Source organism: Williamwhitmania sp., assembly GCA_035529935.1.
Classification (GTDB): domain Bacteria; phylum Bacteroidota; class Bacteroidia; order Bacteroidales; family Williamwhitmaniaceae; genus Williamwhitmania.
Genome location: DATKVT010000065.1, coordinates 1 through 21,692, shown reverse-complemented (window position 1 = coordinate 21,692; position 21,692 = coordinate 1). Strand labels below are relative to the sequence as shown.

Annotated in this window: 19 protein-coding genes; 3 read left to right on the top strand and 16 right to left on the bottom strand. The window is 46.8% G+C overall.

All coding sequences use genetic code 11. The features are described 5' to 3' along the window. Positions 1-2: 2 nt before the first annotated feature. The 16 genes from VMW01_04840 to VMW01_04765 all read right to left on the bottom strand — a co-directional run bounded on the left by VMW01_04840 (position 3) and on the right by VMW01_04765 (position 17,676). The gene (locus tag VMW01_04840; GenBank protein HUW05568.1) at positions 3-1,052 is read right to left on the bottom strand and encodes an efflux RND transporter periplasmic adaptor subunit; all 1,050 of its coding nucleotides are present in this window, start codon (positions 1,050-1,052) and stop codon (positions 3-5) included. After that, positions 1,049-2,332, bottom strand: a complete 1,284-nt coding sequence (locus tag VMW01_04835) for a TolC family protein (protein ID HUW05567.1) — start codon at positions 2,330-2,332, stop codon at positions 1,049-1,051. The genes VMW01_04840 and VMW01_04835 overlap by 4 nt, the downstream gene beginning before the upstream one ends. Before the next feature lie 176 nt (positions 2,333-2,508). Continuing rightward, positions 2,509-3,411 (bottom strand): cation diffusion facilitator family transporter, encoded by a 903-nt coding sequence (locus VMW01_04830; GenBank protein HUW05566.1) that lies wholly within the window; start codon positions 3,409-3,411, stop codon positions 2,509-2,511. Positions 3,412-3,496: 85 nt separating this feature from the next. Then, positions 3,497-4,084: a TetR/AcrR family transcriptional regulator gene (locus VMW01_04825; protein ID HUW05565.1), complete on the bottom strand. Its 588-nt coding sequence runs from the start codon at positions 4,082-4,084 to the stop codon at positions 3,497-3,499. A gap of 541 nt (positions 4,085-4,625) precedes the next feature. Then, on the bottom strand, positions 4,626-5,639 hold the full coding sequence (locus VMW01_04820) for a permease (GenBank protein ID HUW05564.1): 1,014 nt from the start codon (positions 5,637-5,639) through the stop codon (positions 4,626-4,628). A 30-nt stretch (positions 5,640-5,669) separates the two neighbouring features. Further along, positions 5,670-6,380 carry an aromatic aminobenezylarsenical efflux permease ArsG family transporter gene (locus VMW01_04815; GenBank protein HUW05563.1) on the bottom strand — a complete coding sequence of 237 codons (711 nt, stop codon included), beginning with the start codon at positions 6,378-6,380 and terminating at the stop codon, positions 5,670-5,672. A 65-nt stretch (positions 6,381-6,445) separates the two neighbouring features. Continuing rightward, positions 6,446-6,862 (bottom strand): nitrophenyl compound nitroreductase subunit ArsF family protein, encoded by a 417-nt coding sequence (locus VMW01_04810; protein HUW05562.1) that lies wholly within the window; start codon positions 6,860-6,862, stop codon positions 6,446-6,448. Between the two features lie 104 nt (positions 6,863-6,966). Then, a complete protein-coding gene (locus VMW01_04805) occupies positions 6,967-7,206 on the bottom strand; it encodes a thioredoxin family protein (protein ID HUW05561.1) in 240 nt (79 codons plus the stop codon). Positions 7,207-7,259: 53 nt separating this feature from the next. Beyond that, a complete protein-coding gene (locus VMW01_04800; protein HUW05560.1) occupies positions 7,260-7,559 on the bottom strand; it encodes a metalloregulator ArsR/SmtB family transcription factor in 300 nt (99 codons plus the stop codon). 68 nt (positions 7,560-7,627) lie between these two features. Next, on the bottom strand, positions 7,628-8,578 hold the full coding sequence (locus VMW01_04795) for an aldo/keto reductase (GenBank protein ID HUW05559.1): 951 nt from the start codon (positions 8,576-8,578) through the stop codon (positions 7,628-7,630). Positions 8,579-8,660: 82 nt separating this feature from the next. Continuing rightward, the gene (locus VMW01_04790; protein HUW05558.1) at positions 8,661-9,035 is read right to left on the bottom strand and encodes a cation transporter; all 375 of its coding nucleotides are present in this window, start codon (positions 9,033-9,035) and stop codon (positions 8,661-8,663) included. A gap of 59 nt (positions 9,036-9,094) precedes the next feature. Continuing rightward, positions 9,095-10,900 (bottom strand): efflux RND transporter periplasmic adaptor subunit, encoded by a 1,806-nt coding sequence (locus VMW01_04785; protein HUW05557.1) that lies wholly within the window; start codon positions 10,898-10,900, stop codon positions 9,095-9,097. A 32-nt stretch (positions 10,901-10,932) separates the two neighbouring features. Further along, on the bottom strand, positions 10,933-12,387 hold the full coding sequence (locus VMW01_04780) for a TolC family protein (GenBank protein ID HUW05556.1): 1,455 nt from the start codon (positions 12,385-12,387) through the stop codon (positions 10,933-10,935). A gap of 11 nt (positions 12,388-12,398) precedes the next feature. Further along, entirely contained in the window at positions 12,399-16,241 is a 3,843-nt protein-coding gene (locus VMW01_04775; protein HUW05555.1) for an efflux RND transporter permease subunit, read from the bottom strand. A 167-nt stretch (positions 16,242-16,408) separates the two neighbouring features. Beyond that, the gene (locus tag VMW01_04770) at positions 16,409-16,792 is read right to left on the bottom strand and encodes a hypothetical protein (GenBank protein ID HUW05554.1); all 384 of its coding nucleotides are present in this window, start codon (positions 16,790-16,792) and stop codon (positions 16,409-16,411) included. Between the two features lie 119 nt (positions 16,793-16,911). Next, positions 16,912-17,676: a tetratricopeptide repeat protein gene (locus VMW01_04765; GenBank protein HUW05553.1), complete on the bottom strand. Its 765-nt coding sequence runs from the start codon at positions 17,674-17,676 to the stop codon at positions 16,912-16,914. 294 nt (positions 17,677-17,970) lie between these two features. Between VMW01_04765 and VMW01_04760 the strand changes: the two genes are divergently transcribed. From VMW01_04760 to VMW01_04750, 3 genes are all read left to right on the top strand, one after another. Further along, entirely contained in the window at positions 17,971-19,503 is a 1,533-nt protein-coding gene (locus VMW01_04760) for a SpoIIE family protein phosphatase (protein HUW05552.1), read from the top strand. A 273-nt stretch (positions 19,504-19,776) separates the two neighbouring features. Then, a complete protein-coding gene (locus tag VMW01_04755; GenBank protein ID HUW05551.1) occupies positions 19,777-20,346 on the top strand; it encodes a hypothetical protein in 570 nt (189 codons plus the stop codon). 224 nt (positions 20,347-20,570) lie between these two features. Further along, complete coding sequence (locus VMW01_04750; GenBank protein HUW05550.1) at positions 20,571-21,554, top strand: hypothetical protein; 984 nt, start codon at positions 20,571-20,573, stop codon at positions 21,552-21,554. Positions 21,555-21,692: the final 138 nt, after the last annotated feature.

Genomic DNA, 21,692 nt, shown 5'->3' with positions numbered 1-21,692 from the left:
GCTTATTCCTCCTTGCTTTTTAGTGCAACGCCTGAAAGAAGTTTTAGCAGGATATCCTGTTTTTCAACCACCACTTCTTTCCCGGCAAGATCGTTATTGCTTATCACAGCGCCATCTTCGCCGGATTGGATGATAGAAACCTCAGTGGCCACGGCCTTATCGTTGTTTTTAACAAACACGTAACTCTTACCATTTCGGTTTAAAATAGCATCGAAGGGTAGCTTCACTGCTTTGCCGTTGTACACTATCACATTTACTTCCACGCGTTCGCCTGTCATCAGGTTAAGGTTCTTTACCTGGATTTTATACTCTGCGAGGCTGTTAAAAGTGCTATTGAGCGCAATTGCATCATAGCTTTGTCCATTGATGGTTGCACCATAAACTTTCAGATCGGCCGGTACACTAAGTTTCAGGTATGCGCCGCGGTTGGAGCTGATAATGGCGATGGGCATACCTGGCATAGCCATATCACCAACGTTAAGCATTGTTTTTGAAATTATGCCGGATACAGGTGCAGTAATAGTTGCGTAAGACTGGGTGTTTCTGATATCGTTCAGGCTTTGGTTCAACGCTTCGATCTTCGCTTCCGTTTCGGCAATTTTACTCTCTTCCATTTCGGATTGCTCAATAGATGCACCTTTCACTGCCAGGAGTTCGAGCGTCCGCTTATGCGTGGCCTGAAGGTTTTTAAGACCAGTACTAGCAGCAGAAATCTGGGCTTTGATACTTTGTACCCCACTTTCGATACTGGTATTATCGAGCCTTACAATGACAGTACCTTTGGATACATCGGTGCCGCTTGGCTTTAAAGACTCGATACGGGCTGCTATTTTGGATGCCACCACCACATCTTCGTCATTTTGAACAAGAGCTAGGTAGGGCAAGGTAAGGGTTACTTCCTTCAGTTCCGGTTTCATGGTGGATACCACCATGGCATACGTTTTTGCAACGGGTGCTGAAGCATCTCTCTTTTCGGCTCTTTTTACGGCCAAAATACCGCCTGCCAATATTAAAACAACTATGACAACGGTGATTATCGTTTTCTTTTTCATTTCACTACCTCCTCAATATTATTTCCATAAATTACGTTAAGTTTCATCAGTGTTTGCCATTTCTGGGCTTGGGCCTTAAACAGCTTCGATTGTTCAAGGACGAGATCGTCCTCATATTTAAGGTAATCTTCCATAGACAATCGGTCGGACTGGTAACTGACCTTCGCTATCCCTAAAAGTTGTTCCTTGTCCTTGATGCTAGTTTTGTACAGTAGAATGGAATTATCAAGCAGCAGCAAGCTACTTTGCAACTGCGATGCCTGCGACGAGAGTTCCAGACTCATTCGGTCGAGGTCGTTCTTAGATGCTTCATAATCCAGCCTGCTCTTTTTTATTTGGGCATACTGGTCTTTGGCAAACAGGGGGATTCGTAAAACGATCCCAACGGCAGTATAATCGTTGTTTACACGCTGATTATTATTGTACGATTTTGCCGTATTGTTGCTATAGCTGCCTTGCAGCACTAGGGATGGCAAAAGTTTTTCTTTTTCGGCCCTGTATCCTAACCGGTCGGCTTCCGCTTTTTCACGTAACGGATCAAGCGCTTTAATATTCCCATCTTTATAGGTGCCAACCTGCTCCATAGTTACCGGGCTATTTAAGGCAACGCCCGTCAGCGATTGGATAACGGCTACCACCTCATCGCGTTGCAATGCTAGGTCGTTTTTCATGATATCGATCTGGCTGATCCCGTTGTTTATGTTCAGGAGCGCCGATTCAGGGGCACGTCCGTTGTTGGTTTTGATGACCACAAACTCCTTTGTTTTTAGCAGGGAGTTCCTTTTTTTCGTCAATGCCGAATCCAAGGCCTGCATGTACAACAGGTTAGCGTTGGCGCCAACAATGACCGCCTCGTTTTTTAGTAGATTGATGTTTTTCAAGTCCTTGGCGGAACGTGCCATCATTTTCGCCTTGGCAGCCATGGGAAAGATGGATGCTACAAAAATGGGCATGGAAATCGTCGCTCCAACCCTGTAGATGTTTTCGCTAAAGGGTTGAGCCTTGGTTGGATCAGCCTTATAGGCAAAAAGTTCATTTAGCGGTAACGGCAACATGGCCGTGGCAGATGATGCGTAATCGTACCTCCCGAAGAGGTTAATGTTTGGGTATAGCTTGCTGTAAGCCATTGTTTTCCCTGCAAGGGCCTGTTCAATCCGTATCTCATCACCCTGTGTTGCTGGGTGCGTTTTGAGCGAATCGAAGAGCTGAGCTATGTGCTGCACGTCTTGGGCATGCAACACCATGGGAAAGCATAGAAAAATGAGTACATTTTTAAACATGGTTGTTCCTCCTTAGTTTAACTGATTTCCCTTGTATGAAACAATACATAGTTGCTGAAATTCAGTTGAGAGAGTGTGTGTAGCGAACTCGCCATTTTTGTATCGGCGTTTTCGACTTCCATTAGCCAATCCTTCAAATTATTCATCTTTTCTAGGTTTAAGTAAAACAATTAATGCTAGTTGTGAATTATATGCTTACTGTCCTCAACCCCAAACTCCGGCTGAATAGTGCAATGAGTTATTTCAAATCCGAATAGGGTTTTCTGAATTACAGCTAAGATCTTCTCGAATCCACTAATTGATATATCATTTCGTAAGTCAACATGCGCCTCAAACATAATCTCGTGCTCACTGAGCTGCCAGACGTGGACATGGTGAATATTCTTCACGCCGGAAATTTGCTCCAATTGCAACACAATTTGCTCCAAGTTGATTCCAGGTGGGGTAAACTGCATCAGCATCTTCAGTGAAGTTTTAAAAATATTCCAGCTGAGATAAAGTAGGTATATGGCAATTGTAATAGAGAAAACTGAGTCGACCCAAAACCACTGAAGGTATTTCATGGCCAAACCTCCTGCCAATACAGCAATAGAGGTAAGCATGTCGCTGAAGAGGTGCAGGTAGGCCGATTTCATATTGAGATTATCCTCTGTATCTCCCTTAATAAATAGAACGCTGGCACCATTAACAAGAATGCTGAGCAGCGAAAGATAAATTACCCAATCGGCGGAAATTGGTGCTGGGATTATTAACCGTTTCACTGCTTCCACCAGTATAAAAATGGCAAGTACAATCAAGGTAGCAGAGTTCAAAAATGCAGCAAATATCTCGGAGCGTCTGTAACCGAAAGTTTGTGCTTGGCTTGCATCTCGCTTGGCAAGCCGGTTAGCCATATAGCTCACCAACAACGAAATCACATCGCTGAAGTTGTGAGTTGCATCGCTAAGCAGCGCCATGCTACCCGAAATAAACCCGCCAGCCGCTTCAACAGCAGCTATCACTATGTTAAGCGCAATGGTTATTCCAAGGTTTTTGCCGCTTACATCGTGATGGTGATGGTGCTTTTCGTTTGATTCCATAGTCGTAGGATTTTACTTAAAGTGAAAATAGTTAAGCATTTTGAAATACAATAGTAAGTGATTACTTACATCAACGATAAAAGAATTATTTTGTTAGAATTTTCTGCAACATTTGCATCATCTGACTGCAGATATTCTCAGCACAAAATTCCCCAGCGCCTAGAATTAGACCTATGTTAAGCGAAACAGGAAACCCCATATAAAGCATGGCTAAATTCTCGACAGGAATGCTATCGTCCCACTTGCCTATAGCAATGCCATCGAGAAATATTTTGCTTACTAGGTTTTTTTGGCTATTGAATATCTGCTGTAGGTTACTTTTTAACTCAGCGTCGCTGTTATTCAACGCTCCAGAAAAAAGCACCATGGTGATGCCTCTGTTGTCTACAAGGTACTTAACTGTTTGTGAAATAAACATCTCCAAGCGTTTCTCCGGTTCAATGTTAGAATTGGCAATGGTGCGCAAGGAGCCGATAAAATCCTTTTGCACATCGCTAATAATGGAAAGGATGATATCCTGCTTAGATGCAAAATGTCTAAATATTGTAGCCTCACTTATACCAATCCTTTGGGATAGCATTCGAGTTGACACATTCCGTAACCCATCGGAATGGATAATGTCAAGCACAGCGCGCTTTATTTGGGTCTGTCGTACTTCGGTTGATTGCTTCATCTTGTATGTAAGTATTCGCTTACAAATGTAATACTTTTTTTAAAAAACAATTTTATTTTAAGAAATGTATGTAAAATGATTGATTAGCAAGTTTCTGCACTAATATTTCTCCTTGCTTATGGTATAAACGCAAAATATTTAGAGAACCAAACTCACACCATTGTAGTTATTTACCTCTAACCACATGCTTTGCAACCATCGCCACAGCTGCCACAACCGCAACTTGACTCCCGCTCAGCAATATGATCGTGGGGATGAACTCTAAGGGGAAGCCCCTTACGCGACCATTCCTACATCTTTTGTGTAGACATTTTTCAGGACGTGACAAGATTTGGCTTCGCTGAGCTCCCTTCGGTCGGTTCTAATTTCTAGTTCCTTTTCCCATGCTGCACAGAGTTACACCGTGTTTTCGCAGAGTTGCACGGAGGTGTTAAAGCGGTAGATAGCTGCTACACAACTTCGGTCTTCGGTCTCCGGTCTCCGGACTTCCGACCTTTTTGTAACCCCAATTAATAGGGCTCGTCACTGTCTTGTCCATCACTCAGAAGATAAAGTTAAACAGATACCCCACCACCATTATGCCAAAGGCCACAATTCCAGCAAAGGTGAGAATAAAGGGGAGCTTGAGCACCTTCCGTAGGATTATCATCTCCGGTAGGGAGAGCGCAATTACCGACATCATAAAGGCGAGGGAGGTTCCCAGCGAGGCACCCTTTTCGAGCAGCACCGACACAATGGGGATTATCCCGGCAGCATTGGAGTAGAGCGGCACCCCAATGAGTATGGAGAGCGGCACGCTATACCAAGCCGACTTACCCATGAGCGCAGCCATAAAATCGGCCGGCACATAGCCATGCGCTGCCGCGCCAACACCTATGCCAATTGCAACGTATATCCAAACCTTACCCACAATTTCGCGAACGGCATCGTAACCAAAGCGAATACGCGACGATAGGCCGTTTACCTCCTCCTCCCCGTTCATCTCGCCAAGTCGAGTTTGAAAAACCCAATCCTGCACCCACCGCTCCAGCTTTAGCTTGCCAATGGTCCATCCGGCAGCAATGGCAATTACCAATCCGGTAACCACGTATATCAAAGCTACCTTCCAGCCAAACAGGCCAAACAGCAGCACCACGGCCACCTCGTTAATCATAGGGGCCGCAATTAGAAACGAAAAGGTTACACCCAACGGTACCCCCGACTCCACAAAACCTAAAAAGAGCGGAATGGCCGAGCAGGAGCAAAATGGCGTAACAATACCCAGTAGAGCTGCCAGCACATTTCCCGTAAACTCCGACTTACCCTCCAAAATTTTACGCGTTCGCTCTGCCGAAAAGTAGGAACGAACAATGCCCACAAAGAAGATGATGAGCGTAAGCAGCAACAGCACCTTTGGCAACTCGAAAATGAAAAACCTAAGCGTTTCAGTCAGGTGGGTTCCCTTCTCCATTCCAAACACGGAATCGATAAGCCAATCGGTTACGGGCTGAAGATAGTGGTAGACCAAAAACCAAATCGGCAGCAGCGCAGCCGGAACCCAAATACTCTTTTTCATTTCAACACAATATTTTATGTGGGGCAAAGGTTACCCAATACCCCAGAACGCATGCAAAATATAGTAAACACCTACCACCAAAAACAGAAGGGCTACTACACGTCTAAACCAGAGCTCAAAAGTTTTGATGCGCCGGTAAACCGTTCCCACCTCAGAAACCGCAAAAGCGAGAATCCACGCAAAAACGATTACAGGAATACCTGTGGCCACGGCAAAAATGAGCGGGAGGAAAAGTCCTGAGGCACTGGTGACGGTCATAGGCACCAGCATGCCAAAGTAGAGCACCCCGCTATACGGGCAAAAGGCAAGGGCAAAAACAACCCCAAGAAGCAGCGAATCCCAATAACGCCAAGCGGTTCTATTCTGAAGCTTTTCGGCATAGCGTCCCGTTCCCCTCAACGACAGGTGAATAACATCGAGCATCAGCAACCCAATGAAGATGAGAACAGGCCCAATAAACTTCTCCCCATACCGCTGAAAAAAACCGGAGAATTGGAACTGATTTGCGCCAAGAAAAATGAGGAGCGGAATAACCGTGTAGGTTATCGATCGGCCTAACGTGTAAAACACCCCATTGAGGAACACCCGGTTACGACTCTCCAAATCCTTACCAATGTAGCCCACCGCTGTTATGTTGGTTGCCAGCGGGCATGGGCTAATGGCGGTCATCAACCCAAGCACCAGCGCCGATAGCCAAGGAGCCGTGCTCCCATCCAGAATGCCATTTAGAATGTCGGACATGAGCTATTGGAGAATTTTAAGATTAATAAATCTGAAAATCAAAATTTTAATAGCGGATATCCAATCTATTTCAGCATTCCATCCAACTTCTGCTTAATAATCTCCTTGAGCTTATCGGGATTCGACTTCGCGTAGAGAAACCCTTCGTTGGTAAGATCCACCTTCTGACCTCCAGCCACAAAAAGTAGGGTTTGCCCCGTAACCTTCAACTTGTTGGCCAAGGCTTTGCTTGTAGCATCATCCAGATTGATGGACTTAAAGGTGATGGTGCCATTTTTTACCAATTCAGGGTAAAGGGCATTGATGTCTCCCTCGGTCTGCGCTTCAACGGCTAAGCAGGTTGCACAGCGTGCTGTAAAGTGAAAGTAGTATGCCTCAACGGTAGGTGTTTTGGCTGGTTCTGCCTTCTTTACATTTTGTCCATTGCTCGAAATAGCTGCGGCAATAAGAGCAAAAAATAGAACTAATTTAGTTGCTTTCATTTTGGAATTGGGTTAAAAATTAGGGCAAAGAAACTGCTCTTGAATGGTCCAGAAATTACTTCATCAATGGAAGCCACCAATGCACTCCAAATGCCCAAGGTTATTTACTGATTCTTCGAAATAATCTCCTTTATCTCCGATAGCGAGGGCAATCGACCACTGAGCACCACCTTTTCGTTGATAACCAACGCGGGGGTTCGCATCACTCCGTAACCCATAATCTTCTGAATGTCCTCAACCTTTTCAACCTCAGCGCTAACGCCCATCGCGGTAACGGCTTCACGGGTAACTTTTTCGAGCGCCTTGCACTTGGTACAGCCGCTTCCCAATACTTTAATGTTCATGGCTCCTTTTTTTTCGTAGTTCGCAAAACAACGAACTAGGTAGTTAAAAAATTTTACAACTTTAGGAATTTCCGAAACAGCCCCTGAGCATCCTTCCAGTTCTCCTTATGGATGCAGTAACGAATACGCGGCGCCTCAATTTCACCCTGTATAAGGCCAGCATCTCTCAACTCTTTCAAGTGTTGAGAAAGGGTGGACTTTACAATGGGAAGCTCCTCCGAAAGGTCACCGCTATAGCAGCAGTTTTGCTTCGAAAGCAGCTCCAGCACGTACATGCGAATGGGATGTCCCATGGCCTTGGCGTAACGGGCAAGTCGTTGCTGCTCTGCTGAAATTATATCTTTTTTATCCACCAACTGTTCGTTAAATTACGAACAAATGTAGCAAACTTTTTTCATTGGCAACCTTTAAGCAAAAAAATTTATGGTAGCTTCTGTCCTCGTGCTGCAATCCAAAGGCCATACCACTCCTCGCGGGTAAGCTGGGTAGTGGTTGCCCCATTACAAGCAAGAATACGGTCAATCTTTGTGGTGCCAATTATGGGTTGTACGTTTCCGGGAATCATCATGAGCCAGGCAAGCACAATGGCTGTTGGGGTAGTACCATACTTTTGGGCTAGCTGTGCAACCATCTCTGCTGCTGCGCGCTGCACAGGGGTATGCTGAGGCGAAACGGTGGTGTAGATGCCCTTGTCGAGCGCACTCCAGGCCTGAATAGCCATGTGGTGCAGCTGGGCATACTCCAGCATTCCCTCCATACCACCATCGAACGCAACCAAGCTGGTGTTCACCGAAACGGCCTGATCCAGCACAATAGTATGTCCAAGGCTCAGCTGCAGCTGGTTAGCCACCAACGGTTCGGTCCAGAAATGCTGCAGGTAGGTAACTTGGCCAACACTCATGTTGCTTACGCCAAACCGTTTTACCATTCCCTGCTCCTTAAGATAGGTAAATACCTCTGCCACCTCTTCCCCTCTCATCAGCACATCGGGTCGGTGCAGCAGCAGGGTATCGAGATGGTCGGTGCAAAGGCGCTTGAGAATAACTCCAACCTGTTCTATAATGTAGCTACGGCTAAGGTTATAGAGGTTGGTTCCATCGGGAGCACAGCCCTTGCAAATGCCAGTTTTTGACTGCAGCACCATTTTTGAGCGCAGCTCGGGACGGCGCTTCAATACCCGTCCAAACACCTCCTCCGCCTTCCCGTTGGTGTAGATATCGGCATGATCGAAAATGGTTATTCCAACGCTTAGCGCGGCTTCAATGGCTGCCTCTGCCTGCTGCTCATCGGCAGCAGTAACGGCGTTGCTGTTCCAACCGCCACCAAGCCCCATACATCCGTATATCAGCTGCTTTGTATCTATTTTTTTCATAGTGGAATGCTTTTTACGAGGTAGAAAGATAGTGAATAATGTCAAAAAAAGAGGTCTGCCTATCGACAGACCTCCATTGGTTCTACATATGTTTTTTCATTGGGGCCATGGCCTTTGTCTCCATCGGAGTGCGATCGTAATGACAGCAGGCAGGTAACTTGTCGTACACTGCATCGGAGGCGCGATACTTTGGGGTGTCGTGACCAACGGCAGCAATTGCTTTTTGAATATTATCGTCACTAGTCTTTTGGCTATCGAAGGTAACATCCATCATTTCGGACTTCATATCCCAGGTTGCCTTTGTTACCCCTGGAACAGACATGGCGGCCTTTTCGATGCGGGTCTTGCACAAATCGCAGGATCCGGACACTTTAAACTTATCGGTTTTGCTCTGAGCAAAAACGGTCATTGCTCCAAACACGAACAATGAAAGTAAACTTAACACTTTTGTTCTCATAATCTGTGAATTAAAGGTTAACATTAATTTATAAACACTTAAATACTATTCCTGTTCATCTACTTAATAACCTCCTTCGTTTCGCCACAGGTGAGCATGGCATCACCAAAGTAGGGGTTTTCAATACTCTTCTTCTCGCTTAGCCAGAAGGCACCTTTACTTCCGAAAGCCATGGGACAAAATTGGTAATAAGCAGTTTTTCCCATTAGGCCAAAGGTTTTTATTGCTTTATAGAACTGGTCGCTAAAATTTGAAAAAGCAATGCGCTGGTCTTCAATCTTACCAGATGACACCATGATTTTCAATTGTTTATTAAGGTTGCCCAAAATATACATCCATTGAGAATGAGCATCTCCAGTCAGGAACTTCATATCGCCTTTCGAAAGGGCTTGCTGTACGTTTTGAGCCGCTTGTTTTGCCATTTTTACATCGCTTTGCACAAACGCATTTTTTAACACAATATATTGGTCAAATACGGTATTGAGTTGCATGGTAAAATCCATGCTTGCTGTGGTTTTGGCAGGCTTTTCGTTAGTATTGCCTACTGGTTGATTTTCAGAGTGGCTATCCGATTTGGCATCACCTGACATATCCATTCCGGGCATAGTATTCGTTTTGCCGCCCTTCGGATTCATCATACTTGGCTTGCCAGCCAGCTGAGCCGCAGCATCAACGCTAAACACACCATTGGTAACCACCTCTTCTCCAGCCGAAAGGCCCTTCTCAATAACATAAGCGCCTCCAAGGTCGGCCCCCAACACCACCTCCCGCATTACAAACGAGGGTTCCTCTGTCCCTGGCAGCTTCACATACACCAACGAGCGTTGGCCTGTCCAAAGCACCGCCGATGCGGGAACCATTACTTCCTTGGCATTACCCGGAAGTCGTCCACTAATTTCACCGTTGAGAAACATACCCGGCTTAAGCATACCCGAACGGTTATCCACATTCACCCGAACATGAGCCACTCGGGTTGTTGGGTCAACCACGGGATCGATAAAGTCCACCTTTCCCGAAAGCTGTCTCCCCGGTAGGGATTGCAACGAAAAGGTGACAACATCGCCTTTTTGAATCCATGGAATATCGGGTTCATAGGCATCGAAGAGTGCCCACACGCGGCTTAAATCGGCAATATCAAACAGTGGACTTCCAACGTTTACGTAGTCGCCCTCGCTAACTCGCCGTGAGACAACCACCCCACCTGCCGAGGCGTAAATGGTAATGTTGGTTTTTACAGAACCCGTTTTTAGTATGTTGTCAATCTGGCCTGTCGTAAGCTTCCACCGAAGGAGCTTTTCCTTGGCAGCCTGAAGTGCAGCCGGGTAGGATGATGCCATTTTTGCTGCCTCCAGCAGCTCTTGCTGGGCCGTTACAAGCTCAGGCGAATATACCTCTGCAATGGCCTGCCCCTTCTTAATTACCACTCCGGTAATGTTAACGTAAAGCTTCTCAATACGTCCCGAAACGTGCGACGGCAAAGTTTGGAGCAGCTGCTCATCGGGAGCAACGCTACCGTAAAGGCTCAACTGCTTTGTGGCCACTCCTTTGGTAACAACCGACGTTTCCACATTGGCAAGCGCAGCAGCATCGGCCGAAAGGCTAATTGCGTTGGGATCAATAGCCACGGAGTTTTGCTCTAGTGGAATAAGCTCCATACCACAAATTGGGCACTTGCCCGGTTTTTCCTCCCTAATCTGAGGGTGCATGGCACAAGTCCAGATAGTTTTCTTTACGGTATCTACTGCCGATACGGCAGCAGCTTTATGCTCATGCGAAGGGCCTGAAAAGAACAGCCATCCCGCAAAAATTCCGGCAACCACCAGCAGGGTTGCTCTAATATACTTGTTTGAAAGAATCGTCTTCATAACAGTAGTTTCAATTGTTGCATTATCCAACGCTAGCGACTAGCATCCTTTGATTCATAAAACGGCTGTGCAGCAAGCTTTTCAAGCATTGCCACGGCCAGCTGCTGATCGACAACGGCTTGAACGGTGGCAAACCGGTAATCGAGGAGCTGCTGCTCCATACGAAGCACATCGTTAAGAGTAGAGGTAGATACAGAATACCCGGCCAGCAATAGGTTGAGCGTTTGCCCAGCGAGGGTTGCCTGCTCCTCATTCAGCGTCACCCTGCGATTGGCGTCACTGAACATCTCCTTTGCCTGGGCAAATTCTGCAGTAAGCTTGTTTCGTGCATCATCGGTGGCATCGGTAGCAGACTGCTGCAGCAACTCGGCCTCGCGGCGCATGGCTCCATACTTTTTTCGGTAGATGGGAAGGGTAACCGATACCATGGGCATCACCATGTCGTTACCATTCATGGGTGATGCGTTACCGCTACGAGGATTGATAACCATGTAGCTGAAGCCTAGCCCAACCATGGGGTAACCCATTCGTGATGCCTTTTTTGCCATGGCTCCGTAGCTCTCCCCTTCGGCAGAAAACATTCTAACCATGGGGTTATTGGCTAAAATGGTATCGAGCAGTGCATCCATGCTCACCTTTGTGCTCATGGCGAGCACCGTATCGGGCAGAGCTACGGGGGTATCCGATTCCCTATTGAGGAGGGAGTTAAACTTTACCGTGAGCGTATTTTGCCTATCGGTGTAGAGCAGCAGCCTATTCTCCAAATCCTTCAGCTGTATCCTAATGCTAAGTAGGTCGGCTAGGCTTGTGCCCGACCCCATGCCTCCCCCGGCGGAAGCGGCCATAACTGTAGAGTTTCCCTTAGGTGCACCACCATTCATTGCCCCACTCATCGTACCACCCACACTTGAAGAGGCGGTGCCTTTTTCCATAGATGAAGTGGAGCTAGCTGGAGCTCCGCCACCCGTTGAATACTGAGCAAGCACAATATTTTCAAGCACCTTTAAAAGTGCAATACTCTGTTCGGTAACCCGTATATTCTCCTTGTTGAGGTAGAGGGCAAACCACTGCTGCTTTACCCCAAAGAACAGCTGCTGCTTTTCCAACTCAACCTGCTGCAGCTTGGCTTTTGCCATCATCGACATCTCATCGCGCGCCGCAGCCAACGTCCCAAACCAAGGAAACATCTGCATGAGTTGAATGGTGGCAACCTGGTTTCCGCCCATTAGTTCCATGGGCTTTACGTATGCGCTAAAGGTTAGCTGCGGGTCGGGAAGCGCCCCCACCTGCGGCACCCTTTCCAGCGCAGCGGAATACTGCATAAACCGAGATTTCAACATCGGGTTATTTTGGGCGGCAAGCTGTAGGTAAGCACTCAAGGAGTCTGAAACTTGAGCGTTGGCACCTACTGAAATAGTGCCAAATAGCAGGAGAAACAGGACACCTGCCCTATTGCCCATATGTTTGAAAAGCTGTAAAGTCTTCATACTTCAATAATTTATGATTGCTTCCCTATCTCCACTGCATTCTGCCGAAGAGAGCGCTTTACGGCACCTTCGCGCCACAGACTTTGCAGTACCGGCACCACATACATTGTCATAAGCTGAATAACCATGCCCCCAAAAGTTGGTATGGCCATTGGAACCATGATATCGGCCCCTTTACCCGTAGAGGTTAGCACCGGAAGAAGGGCAATAACCGCAACCGCCGTTGTCATCATGGCTGGACGAACCCTCTTCTTCCCAGCCTCCACCACTGCCTCACGAACATCGTGGACAGTAGCCGGATTGCGTTTCTCAAAAACCTGATGAATGTAGGTTCCCATGATTACCCCATCGTCGGTGGCAATGCCAAAGAGGGCAATAAAACCAACCCATACCGCAACGCTTAGGTTGATGGGGTGCATCTGGAACAGATCGCGCATGTTACTGCCCGCGATGGAGAAGTTCATAAACCACCCCTGCCCGTAGAGCCACAGCATAATAAACCCTCCAGCAAAAGCAACAAATACGCCAGAGAAGTGAATGGCCGAAGCCGTAATCGTTTTGAACTGAAAGAAGAGGAGTAGGAATACAAGCAGCAAGCTAATTGGTATTACCAGCTCCAGCCGCTTGGAGGCACGCTGCTCCTGCTCATAGTTCCCGGCAAACTTATAGGAAACCCCTGCTGGAAGAACTAGCGTTCCGTCGGCAATTTTCTGCTTAAGAAATCGCTGAGCGTCCTCCACCACATCTACTTCGGCACCGCCCGGTTTTTTATCGAAGGTTACATAGCTTGTAAGAAACGTGTTCTCGCTCCGAATCATCTGGGCTCCGCGCTGGTATTCAATATCGGCCAGCTCACCCAGCGGAACCTGCGGGCCAAGCATGGTTGGAACCAAAATATTTTGCAGCTCATTGGGAGTGCTTCTCTGCTCACGTGCATAGCGCACACGCACTGCAAAGCGCTCCCGTCCCTCCACAGTTCTGGTTAGCTCCATTCCGCCAACGGCAACGCTAATCACATTCTGAACCTCCTTCACCGTAAGACCATAGCGCGCCAAAGCTGCCCTGTTCAACTTAATTATCAGGTAGGGAGCCCCTACACCCCGCTCGGCAAACACCGACGATGGTTCTACCGAAGGAACCTGCTTCAGCAAATCGCCCAACTCAATGCCCACCTTCTCAATGGTCTCTACATCGGGTCCAAAAACCTTAATGCCCATGGGTGCCCTCATTCCCGTAGAGAGCATAACCAGACGCGTTTGTATGGGCTGAAGCTTTGGTGCCGAGGTTAACCCGGGCAGCTGCGATACCTTCACTATCTCCTTCCATATATCGTCGGGTGACTTAATGGTAGATCGCCACTGCCTGAAATACTCCCCATGAGGGTCGGGAATCAGCTTGCTGGCATCAACCTTTTTAAAGCCTTGGGCAGGGTTGTAGGTTGAGCCGTCGCGCAGCACAAAGCTTCCGTTATCATCCACCTTAAAGCGCATCCGATGGCCATCCTCATCGAGGACATATTCGGGCTTGTAGTTTATCACATTCTCGAACATCTGAATGTTGGCCGGATCGAGCGCAGAGTTTACTCGGCCCCACTTTCCAACAGCCATATCCACTTCGGGGATTGTGGACAGACGCTTATCCAACTTCTCTATGTAATGTAAGTTTTGCTCAACCCCGGCGTGCGGCATGCTCGATGGCATCAGCAGGAACGAACCTTCATCCAATGATGGCATAAACTCCTTGCCTATGCCCGGAAAAAGTTTGTCTGTTTTGGTCCACAGCCAGGTGGTTCGCAAATTTACCCCAACATGCTCTGTCCCATTGGCAACAAAGCCAAATATTCTATTAAAACCGAGCCATATCAGTAGTCCAAAAATGACGGTAGATACTGGGATCATCAAAAACTTCTTTTTGTTGGCAAGGCACCAGCGAAGCACGGGCTCGTAGTAGTGAACCATCAGCATAAGGATGGTTAATATTGAGCCCACCAGCAACGACACAAACAGGAAGTTTCCAAACGCGCTGATGTTTGCACCCAGCGGCAACCATTCAATGGTTAGGTAGTATATGGCAATGGCGAGAACAATGCCGTAGTTTAGCCACTCGGGAACTTTTTTGTAACGTATGGGCCAACGGTTTTCCAATAGGTTATTCACGCCAAAGGCAACCAGTGCCAGGGCAACCCAGCTACCCCAGTAAATTGTAAAGAATGCTCCCAGCAGGAGTAAAAAGCCATTCCAAACAATCTTAACTTTTTTGGTATCCAATCGGATTGAGAAGACCAGCTGCGCTAGCGCAGGTAGCACCACCACTCCGAGCATAAAGGAGGCAAGCAGGGCAAAAGTTTTTGTGAAAGCCAACGGTCGGAACATCTTCCCCTCCGCAGCCTGCATGGCAAAAACGGGAAGGAAGCTCACCACCGTGGTAGCCAAGGCTGTGGTGATGGCCGAGGATACTTCACTTGTGGCTCCGGCAATAATAAGCCGGAGCATGTCTCCCTTGGCATTTACATTTTCGGGCATCTCCAGATGCCGCAGAATATTCTCGACGAAGACAATGCCCACATCCACCATTACGCCAATGGCAATGGCAATACCCGACAGGGCCACAATGTTGGCATCCACCCCAAAGTAGCGCATGGCAATAAAAGTGATCAGCACCGCAATGGGGAGCAAACCTGAAATAATGAGGGATGCCCGCAAATTGAGCACAAGCACAATAATAACTATGATGCTTATGAGAATTTCGTGTGAGAGGGCCGATTCCAGCGTGCCAATGGTCTCCTTGATTAGGCCAGTTCTGTCGTAAAAGGGAACCACGGTAACCTTGGAGATGGTACCATCGGCCAGCTTCTTTGATGGCAATCCCGGCTCCATCTCCGCAATTTTCTTTTTAACGTTGGAGATAACCTCCAGCGGATTGGAACCATAGCGAGCAACAACAACACCACCCACTGCCTCTACGCCCCCCTTGTCCAAGCCACCACGGCGGGTAGCAGGTCCAAACGTCACGTGGGCCACATCCTTTATGCGAACGGGAACACCGTTGTGCAGCGCCACCACCGCCTCCTCTAGGTCGGAAAGCGACTTAATATACCCAAGGCCCCGTACCACATACTCCACCCTGTTGAGCTCCACCGTTTCGGCACCAACGTCGAGGTTGCAGTTCTGCACCGCCTTCATCACATCCATTACCGAAATCTGGTAAGCCTTGAGCGCATTAGGATTGATGTCGACCTGATACTCCTTTACAAAGCCTCCAACCGAAGCTACCTCCGAAACCCCTTCGGCGGTGGCTAAGCCATACTTTACGGTATAGTCCTGAATGGTTCTAAGCTCTTCCGGATTCCAGCCGCCCGTTGGTTTTCCCGTCTTGGGGTTTCGCCCTTCCAGCGTGTACCAGTAGACCTGCCCTAGCGCTGTGGCATCGGGCCCTAGGCTGGGTTTAACCCCATCGGGCAATGTTCCTGCCGGAAGCGAGCTCAGCTTCTCCAGAATGCGGGAACGGCTCCAGTAAAACTCGACATCGTCGTTGAAAATGATGTAGATAAACGACATGCCAAACATGGAGGTGCTGCGGATGGTTTTAACCCCCGGAATGCCAAGTAGTGAGGTGGTGAGCGGATAGGTTATCTGCTCCTGTATATCCCGTGGCGAACGCCCCATCCACTCGGTAGCCACTATCTGTTGGTTCTCACCAATATCGGGAATGGCATCCACCGGCACCGGATTGCGTGGCAGGAGCGAAAAGTTCCAGTTAAAGGGAGCCACCGAAACACCCCACGCCATAAACAACGCCAGCAACAGAAAGGTCACCAACCTGTTCTTCAAAAAGAAATCAATAATATATCTCATTTCATGTTGTTTCAAGGTAAAAACCAAGCTTCACGAACGACGCAACCGCTCTGCCCTACAGGCAGAAAGTTGGAAGTTAAAAGCGGGTAGCAACCTTAACGCACATGCAACGCCAATAAATGGCAGCAGGGCACGTTAAGCCACAACACCTGAATTACAACAAGAAATCAAATGCGATAAACCTGAATTTTAGAAAGTGCTGGTTGAGAAACAATCAGCGGGGGGCTCTCCTTGGATGAAATAGTTAAGCTGTTGAATGCAAATAGTGGCTGACCTTCGTCGCTAATAAAGTATTGAGGAATAGCCACCAACCAGCTGTTGCCAAAATCAACATAGTTGGCCGAAAGTTGGAAAGAATCGGATAGCCGCAAGGAAACCACCTTATCGCTGCAGTAAGGACAGCTATCGCCGCAGCATTGAGGAGGAGTTTTATATAAGGACTCAGCCATAAGCCTGCCGTGGCAGTAATGCTGCACAACGGTAACCCCGCTTGCCGAAACCAGCAGCAGCAGCGAAACCATTACACTGAGCAAAACTCTTTTAATCACCATAACAAGTTGATATGCCTCTTAAACGGTTCAAAAGTAGTAATGTTCACTTTAAACTACACCAATAAATATGTTTTTAACTGATATTTAACATGGTGCGGCTTCACATTTCAAATTGGACTCTACCTATTTGCCAGCTTCTTTTGCAGCTTGGGTAACAGAAAATTCTTAACCCAGTCGAAGTTGGGAGCTACGGCAAGTGCCTTACGGTAGGTGGCCTCCGCGTTGACATACTGTCCCAACTTTTCGTAGCAGGTGCCAAGGTTTGCCAGCGCATTAAGGTAAACCCATCGACACTCCGAAGGGTCCATCCGCTCGAAGGCGGCAATGGATTGCTTGTAGTAACCTACCGCCTCATCTAGGTCACCGCCAAATATTCCCGGGGTAAACTGCTTTGCATTGGCCTTATCGATGAGCACGTATGGATTCTTGCCATCGAGCTTCATGGCCTCGTCGATATACCCCAAGCTGCGAGGGCCCAGAAAAGGTCCAAGGTAAGGGCTTATGGCAATGCGAAATGCGGTGAACGAAGCCTTTAGCGCCAGCGCCTCAGCGTTGGACGGGTTGCGGGTAAGCAGCTGCTCCACCTCCGCCAATCCTTGCTTCAGGTAAACCTCCGACTCATTCTCCCTATCGTTATTAATAAGAAAGGCCACCAACCCGTAATGGGTACGCGCTATTTCCAGCAGCAAATGGTCGCTTCCGTTTGCCTGAAACGATTTTTCCATTGCTGGCAGCAGCTCGCCCCAATCGGTTACCTTGCCGCTTACATAGCTGCTGTATAGAATGCAGCGATAATTCGATAAAACCGCCGTATTCGATGACGCACGCGCATCAACCGAAAACATAATCAGTAATGCTACCACTATGCCCATAAGCCTCCTCATTCCCATACCGCTTTTCCCTATATCTTACTTTAACTACCTTTCCACCACTTGCAGAAAAGTAAATTGTTGAATAATGCAATATAAACATTAAACACAACGGATTGTGCAACTGCTAAAGAGACCACCTCCAAAGAACCAGCATCAAAAGCAGGTAATCAGAGCCAAAAATAGGCGTTTAAAAAACAATACCAACACCGCAATTGGCATTGTGTAGAGCATAAGCAGCTTAACAAAGCAGCCGCTGTTGCGTTTCTCCCATATTTGATGGATATTGGGTGTACTAAATACTGGCCTATGAAACGCAAAACCCTACTCTACCTCTACACCTTTCTGGGTGTAGGATTCGTGGTGTTTATTGTCGGATTTACCGGAATAAATATTTCCCTTCGCTACATTGAGAACAAGTATGTGAACCTGCAGCTCGACGTAAACAAGCGGCAGGCGCAAAGCACGGCGCGGCTCCTGGAGAGCGAGCTGGCCAACGGCATGCCCATGGACACCGTGCAGAAGCGATTCCAGCAAACCATTCAGGGAACGGAGTTCGACCGCGGCTTTCTCTGCATGTTCGATACGCAAAAGGAGAAGCTGGTGTGCCACCCCGACGCCAAAATGGTGGGGCTCATGATTCCGTCCGACTTCACCTTCGACATTGATAACCGAAAAAACGTGGCTGCCGCCGTGGAGATGAAAACGCCGGGCCCCATTGCCGGAATATTCACCCAGGGGAAGATGCGCACCGACATTGCCTACCTGGAGCGGGTTAAGGGAACACCGTGGCGCATTGCCGCCCACCAGAACATTAACCTGATGCGAAACGAGCTGGCCATGATTCGGCGCAACTACATATGGGGTTCGCTTATCCTTGGCCTCATACTCGCCTTTGCCGCCTCCTTTATTGCGCGGCGCATTGGGCAAAGCTACGAGCACCAGATTGAGGAGAAGAACCGGGAGCTGGCCGAGAGCTACGCCAAGCTCAAGGAGCTGCACGAGGAGGTGAACGCCCAAAAGGAGGAGATTGAAGCGCAGCGCGACACCGTTACCTTCCAGCGCGACCAGATTGCCAAGCAGAACAAGGACATTGTGGATAGCATAAACTACGCCCGCCAGATACAGCTCGCCCTTCTCCCATCGGCGCAGCTGCTGAAGGAGCAGATTCCCTCCCACTTTGTGTTTTTCCACCCCAAGGATATTGTGAGCGGCGACTTTTACTGGTGCAAAACGGTGGACCAAACCACCTACCTTGCCGTGGCCGACTGCACCGGCCATGGCGTACCCGGCGCCTTTATGAGCCTGCTGGGTATTACGCTGCTCAACGAAATTGTGGGACAAGCGTGCCACTGCTCACCCGCCGAGGTGCTCAACGAGCTGCGCACCCGCGTAAAGCTGGCGCTCCGGCAGAACGAGCGCGAGGTTACCGCCCGCGACGGTATGGACATAGCCCTGATTACAATAAAAGAGGGAACCGAGGAGCTCCACTACGCCGGGGCTTACAACTCGCTGGTAGTTATCCGCAATGGCGAGATACTCGAGGTGAAGGCCGACCGGATGCCCATTGGCATACACCCACGCGAGGAGGCCAGCTTCACCAACCACACCGTGGCCCTTGCACCGAGCGACACCATTTACCTCTACTCCGATGGCTTTGCCGACCAAACCGGCGGGGACAACGGCCGAAAGTATATGTCGAAAAATCTGAAGCAGCTGCTGGCCTCCATTGCCACCAAACCCATTGAGCAGCAGCACGCCCTGCTAAACGATGCCCTAAGCCGCTGGATGGGCAGCTATGCCCAGGTGGACGATATTACCGTGGTGGGGTTTAGGAGGTAGAGCTGCACCATTTTCAAGAATTGGGCGGGCACTGGAGCAGTAAAACTGCTGCGGCAGACAAACATTAACTGGATAAGTATCTTGAAAAAATGAGACTTATGTTGACTATCTGTGAAATATGTTATACATTCGATAAAAAATAAACCACACCAAAAGGTGTGGTTATCCACCCAAATTGGTAGGGATAACCCCACCAAAGGTGGGGTTATAAACGAGTTAGTGGCAACCCTAGAAATCACGAAACTGTATTAGGTTTCAAGAATAGATAATAAAATGGGAATAATATCCAACAAAGAAATTAAAGACAGGCTAAATAAAGCTCTTGATAAGCTTTATGTTAGAGATTGGTATTTATTGAAAAATGGAGTTCATGAAAGAAGTATTACTCATAAACTTGCAGAATACATACAAGAACTGTTTCCTGATTATGATGTAGATTGCGAATACGACAGAGATAATGAAAATGAAGATGGGAATTTTAAGAAGCAAATACATGAATTAGTTACAGAGGAATTGAGATATCGAAAGAAATCAATTACAAAAATTCCAAATGACGGTTGGATGGAAGACAAAGATTTAAATATGTATATCAGTATTTTTCATAGAAATTTCTTCCCAGATATTATAGTTCATAAACGAGGAACAAACAGTCATAATTTATTAATTATTGAGGCAAAAAAAGCGCTAATAAATACTGAATTCGACAAGAAGAAATTAGCTGCGTATACTAATACAAATAATTCATTTGGAAACAATTTAAAATATCGTTTGGGTGTTTTATTGGTATTGAGTATTGATGAGAACTTCTCAAGAAAAGATGTAAAACCTATATATTTCCCTTAAAGCAACCAGAATGAAAGAGCAAAATGAATTCAGATAAAAGGGCAGCCACTAACAGCTGCTAAAACCCATCGGGGCTGATGCGCAGATAAGTTTTTAATTACAATAAAAGTTTTAACTTTAACGAGGGACAAGATTGCTGCTTCGAACTCCCCGCCGTTTTTTAGCAGCAAACGTTATGCAACATTAAAAAAAACGTCCGCACCAAGGATATAAAACCATAGATTATGTATATAAACTTTCACAAATTCAATTATCAAACTGTTGATAGCTCTGAGAGAGTTCAACATGAAAACAGAGATAAAGAAGCTTATAAAAAAGTATTAAAGGATTGGTTTGATTCAAATTTAAATTCCTTTGTTGAGAGAAAATGGGAAATAGAGGAAATCCATTATTTGAAAGAAATAGGTGATTTCATCAAACTGATTAAAGAAGCAGAAAGTCTATATGAACTTGGATTTTATACAAGTTGTATTGCTCTTGTTGGAGTATCATCGGAAGATTTTTCAAAATACTTATCTATCAAGCATAATAAACCCTTACACATCACAGATACGCATGCAAGTGGGAGTCGACGAGGACAGCAATATGATGTTAGTCAGTTTAATCGACTGAAAATGCAATTAAGCGAGGGGATAATAAATCAAGCAACTTATGATTTATTGGACGAGATTAGAGGAATACGAAATGACTGTTTGCATTATAATCAGGATTTTAAACAAAAGGCAGTTTCTGAAATTAAAGCGGATTCAATAAAGTCATTAAATAACTTAAAAACTGTTCTTAAAACCAATATTGCAACTAATCTCGACCCTAACGATTTTACTGACTTATTGGATGAATTATACAAACAAGAAAACACGAGAAATTTTGAAGAGATTGTGTGGAAACAGAAAAATATGTTTTCACATTTATTGCAATTTTCTACTGTACAAGCTCCTGGAGTAAAAAGAGTTACTAAATACAATTTCTTTAAAGTAACTGATTTAGATTCAGAAGAAATAGAGTTGACAGAACTTGGAACAAATGCACAATTAGGAACAAATCTATTTGTTTGGGTTGATATTGATGATACTGGGCGAAAATTAATAAGTGATAAGTCAGTTAATAAAGGAGATATAGTTGCTGCCGAAGTTTATTCTGATGTTGCTGAGGATGGACAAACAAGGACTTGGTATTTAAAACAGATTAATAAAATTAACGTTGCATAATCGAGTAGACCGCCCCGCCAGCTAAGCTGACGGGGAGAGCCTCTCACACCACTGTACGTACGGGTCTCGTATACAGCGGTTCATTAAGATGTGGCGCAATTTTCTCGTAGTATCCAAGCATCGCCTCATACCCTCTCT

What these genes read in the sequence shown, in the direction of transcription:
- VMW01_04825 (HUW05565.1), bottom strand. Translation starts at nt 4,084, where the DNA reads ATGAAGCAATCAACCGAAGTACGACAGACCCAAATAAAGCGCGCTGTG.
- VMW01_04790 (HUW05558.1), bottom strand. Translation starts at nt 9,035, where the DNA reads ATGAGAACAAAAGTGTTAAGTTTACTTTCATTGTTCGTGTTTGGAGCA.
- VMW01_04785 (HUW05557.1), bottom strand. Translation starts at nt 10,900, where the DNA reads ATGAAGACGATTCTTTCAAACAAGTATATTAGAGCAACCCTGCTGGTG.
- VMW01_04750 (HUW05550.1), top strand. Translation starts at nt 20,571, where the DNA reads ATGTATATAAACTTTCACAAATTCAATTATCAAACTGTTGATAGCTCT.
- VMW01_04765 (HUW05553.1), bottom strand. Translation starts at nt 17,676, where the DNA reads ATGAGGAGGCTTATGGGCATAGTGGTAGCATTACTGATTATGTTTTCG.
- VMW01_04810 (HUW05562.1), bottom strand. Translation starts at nt 6,862, where the DNA reads ATGAAAGCAACTAAATTAGTTCTATTTTTTGCTCTTATTGCCGCAGCT.
- VMW01_04760 (HUW05552.1), top strand. Translation starts at nt 17,971, where the DNA reads ATGAAACGCAAAACCCTACTCTACCTCTACACCTTTCTGGGTGTAGGA.
- VMW01_04770 (HUW05554.1), bottom strand. Translation starts at nt 16,792, where the DNA reads ATGGTGATTAAAAGAGTTTTGCTCAGTGTAATGGTTTCGCTGCTGCTG.
- VMW01_04795 (HUW05559.1), bottom strand. Translation starts at nt 8,578, where the DNA reads ATGAAAAAAATAGATACAAAGCAGCTGATATACGGATGTATGGGGCTT.
- VMW01_04775 (HUW05555.1), bottom strand. Translation starts at nt 16,241, where the DNA reads ATGAGATATATTATTGATTTCTTTTTGAAGAACAGGTTGGTGACCTTT.
- VMW01_04755 (HUW05551.1), top strand. Translation starts at nt 19,777, where the DNA reads ATGGGAATAATATCCAACAAAGAAATTAAAGACAGGCTAAATAAAGCT.
- VMW01_04805 (HUW05561.1), bottom strand. Translation starts at nt 7,206, where the DNA reads ATGAACATTAAAGTATTGGGAAGCGGCTGTACCAAGTGCAAGGCGCTC.
- VMW01_04815 (HUW05563.1), bottom strand. Translation starts at nt 6,380, where the DNA reads ATGTCCGACATTCTAAATGGCATTCTGGATGGGAGCACGGCTCCTTGG.
- VMW01_04835 (HUW05567.1), bottom strand. Translation starts at nt 2,332, where the DNA reads ATGTTTAAAAATGTACTCATTTTTCTATGCTTTCCCATGGTGTTGCAT.
- VMW01_04830 (HUW05566.1), bottom strand. Translation starts at nt 3,411, where the DNA reads ATGGAATCAAACGAAAAGCACCATCACCATCACGATGTAAGCGGCAAA.
- VMW01_04820 (HUW05564.1), bottom strand. Translation starts at nt 5,639, where the DNA reads ATGAAAAAGAGTATTTGGGTTCCGGCTGCGCTGCTGCCGATTTGGTTT.
- VMW01_04840 (HUW05568.1), bottom strand. Translation starts at nt 1,052, where the DNA reads ATGAAAAAGAAAACGATAATCACCGTTGTCATAGTTGTTTTAATATTG.
- VMW01_04780 (HUW05556.1), bottom strand. Translation starts at nt 12,387, where the DNA reads ATGAAGACTTTACAGCTTTTCAAACATATGGGCAATAGGGCAGGTGTC.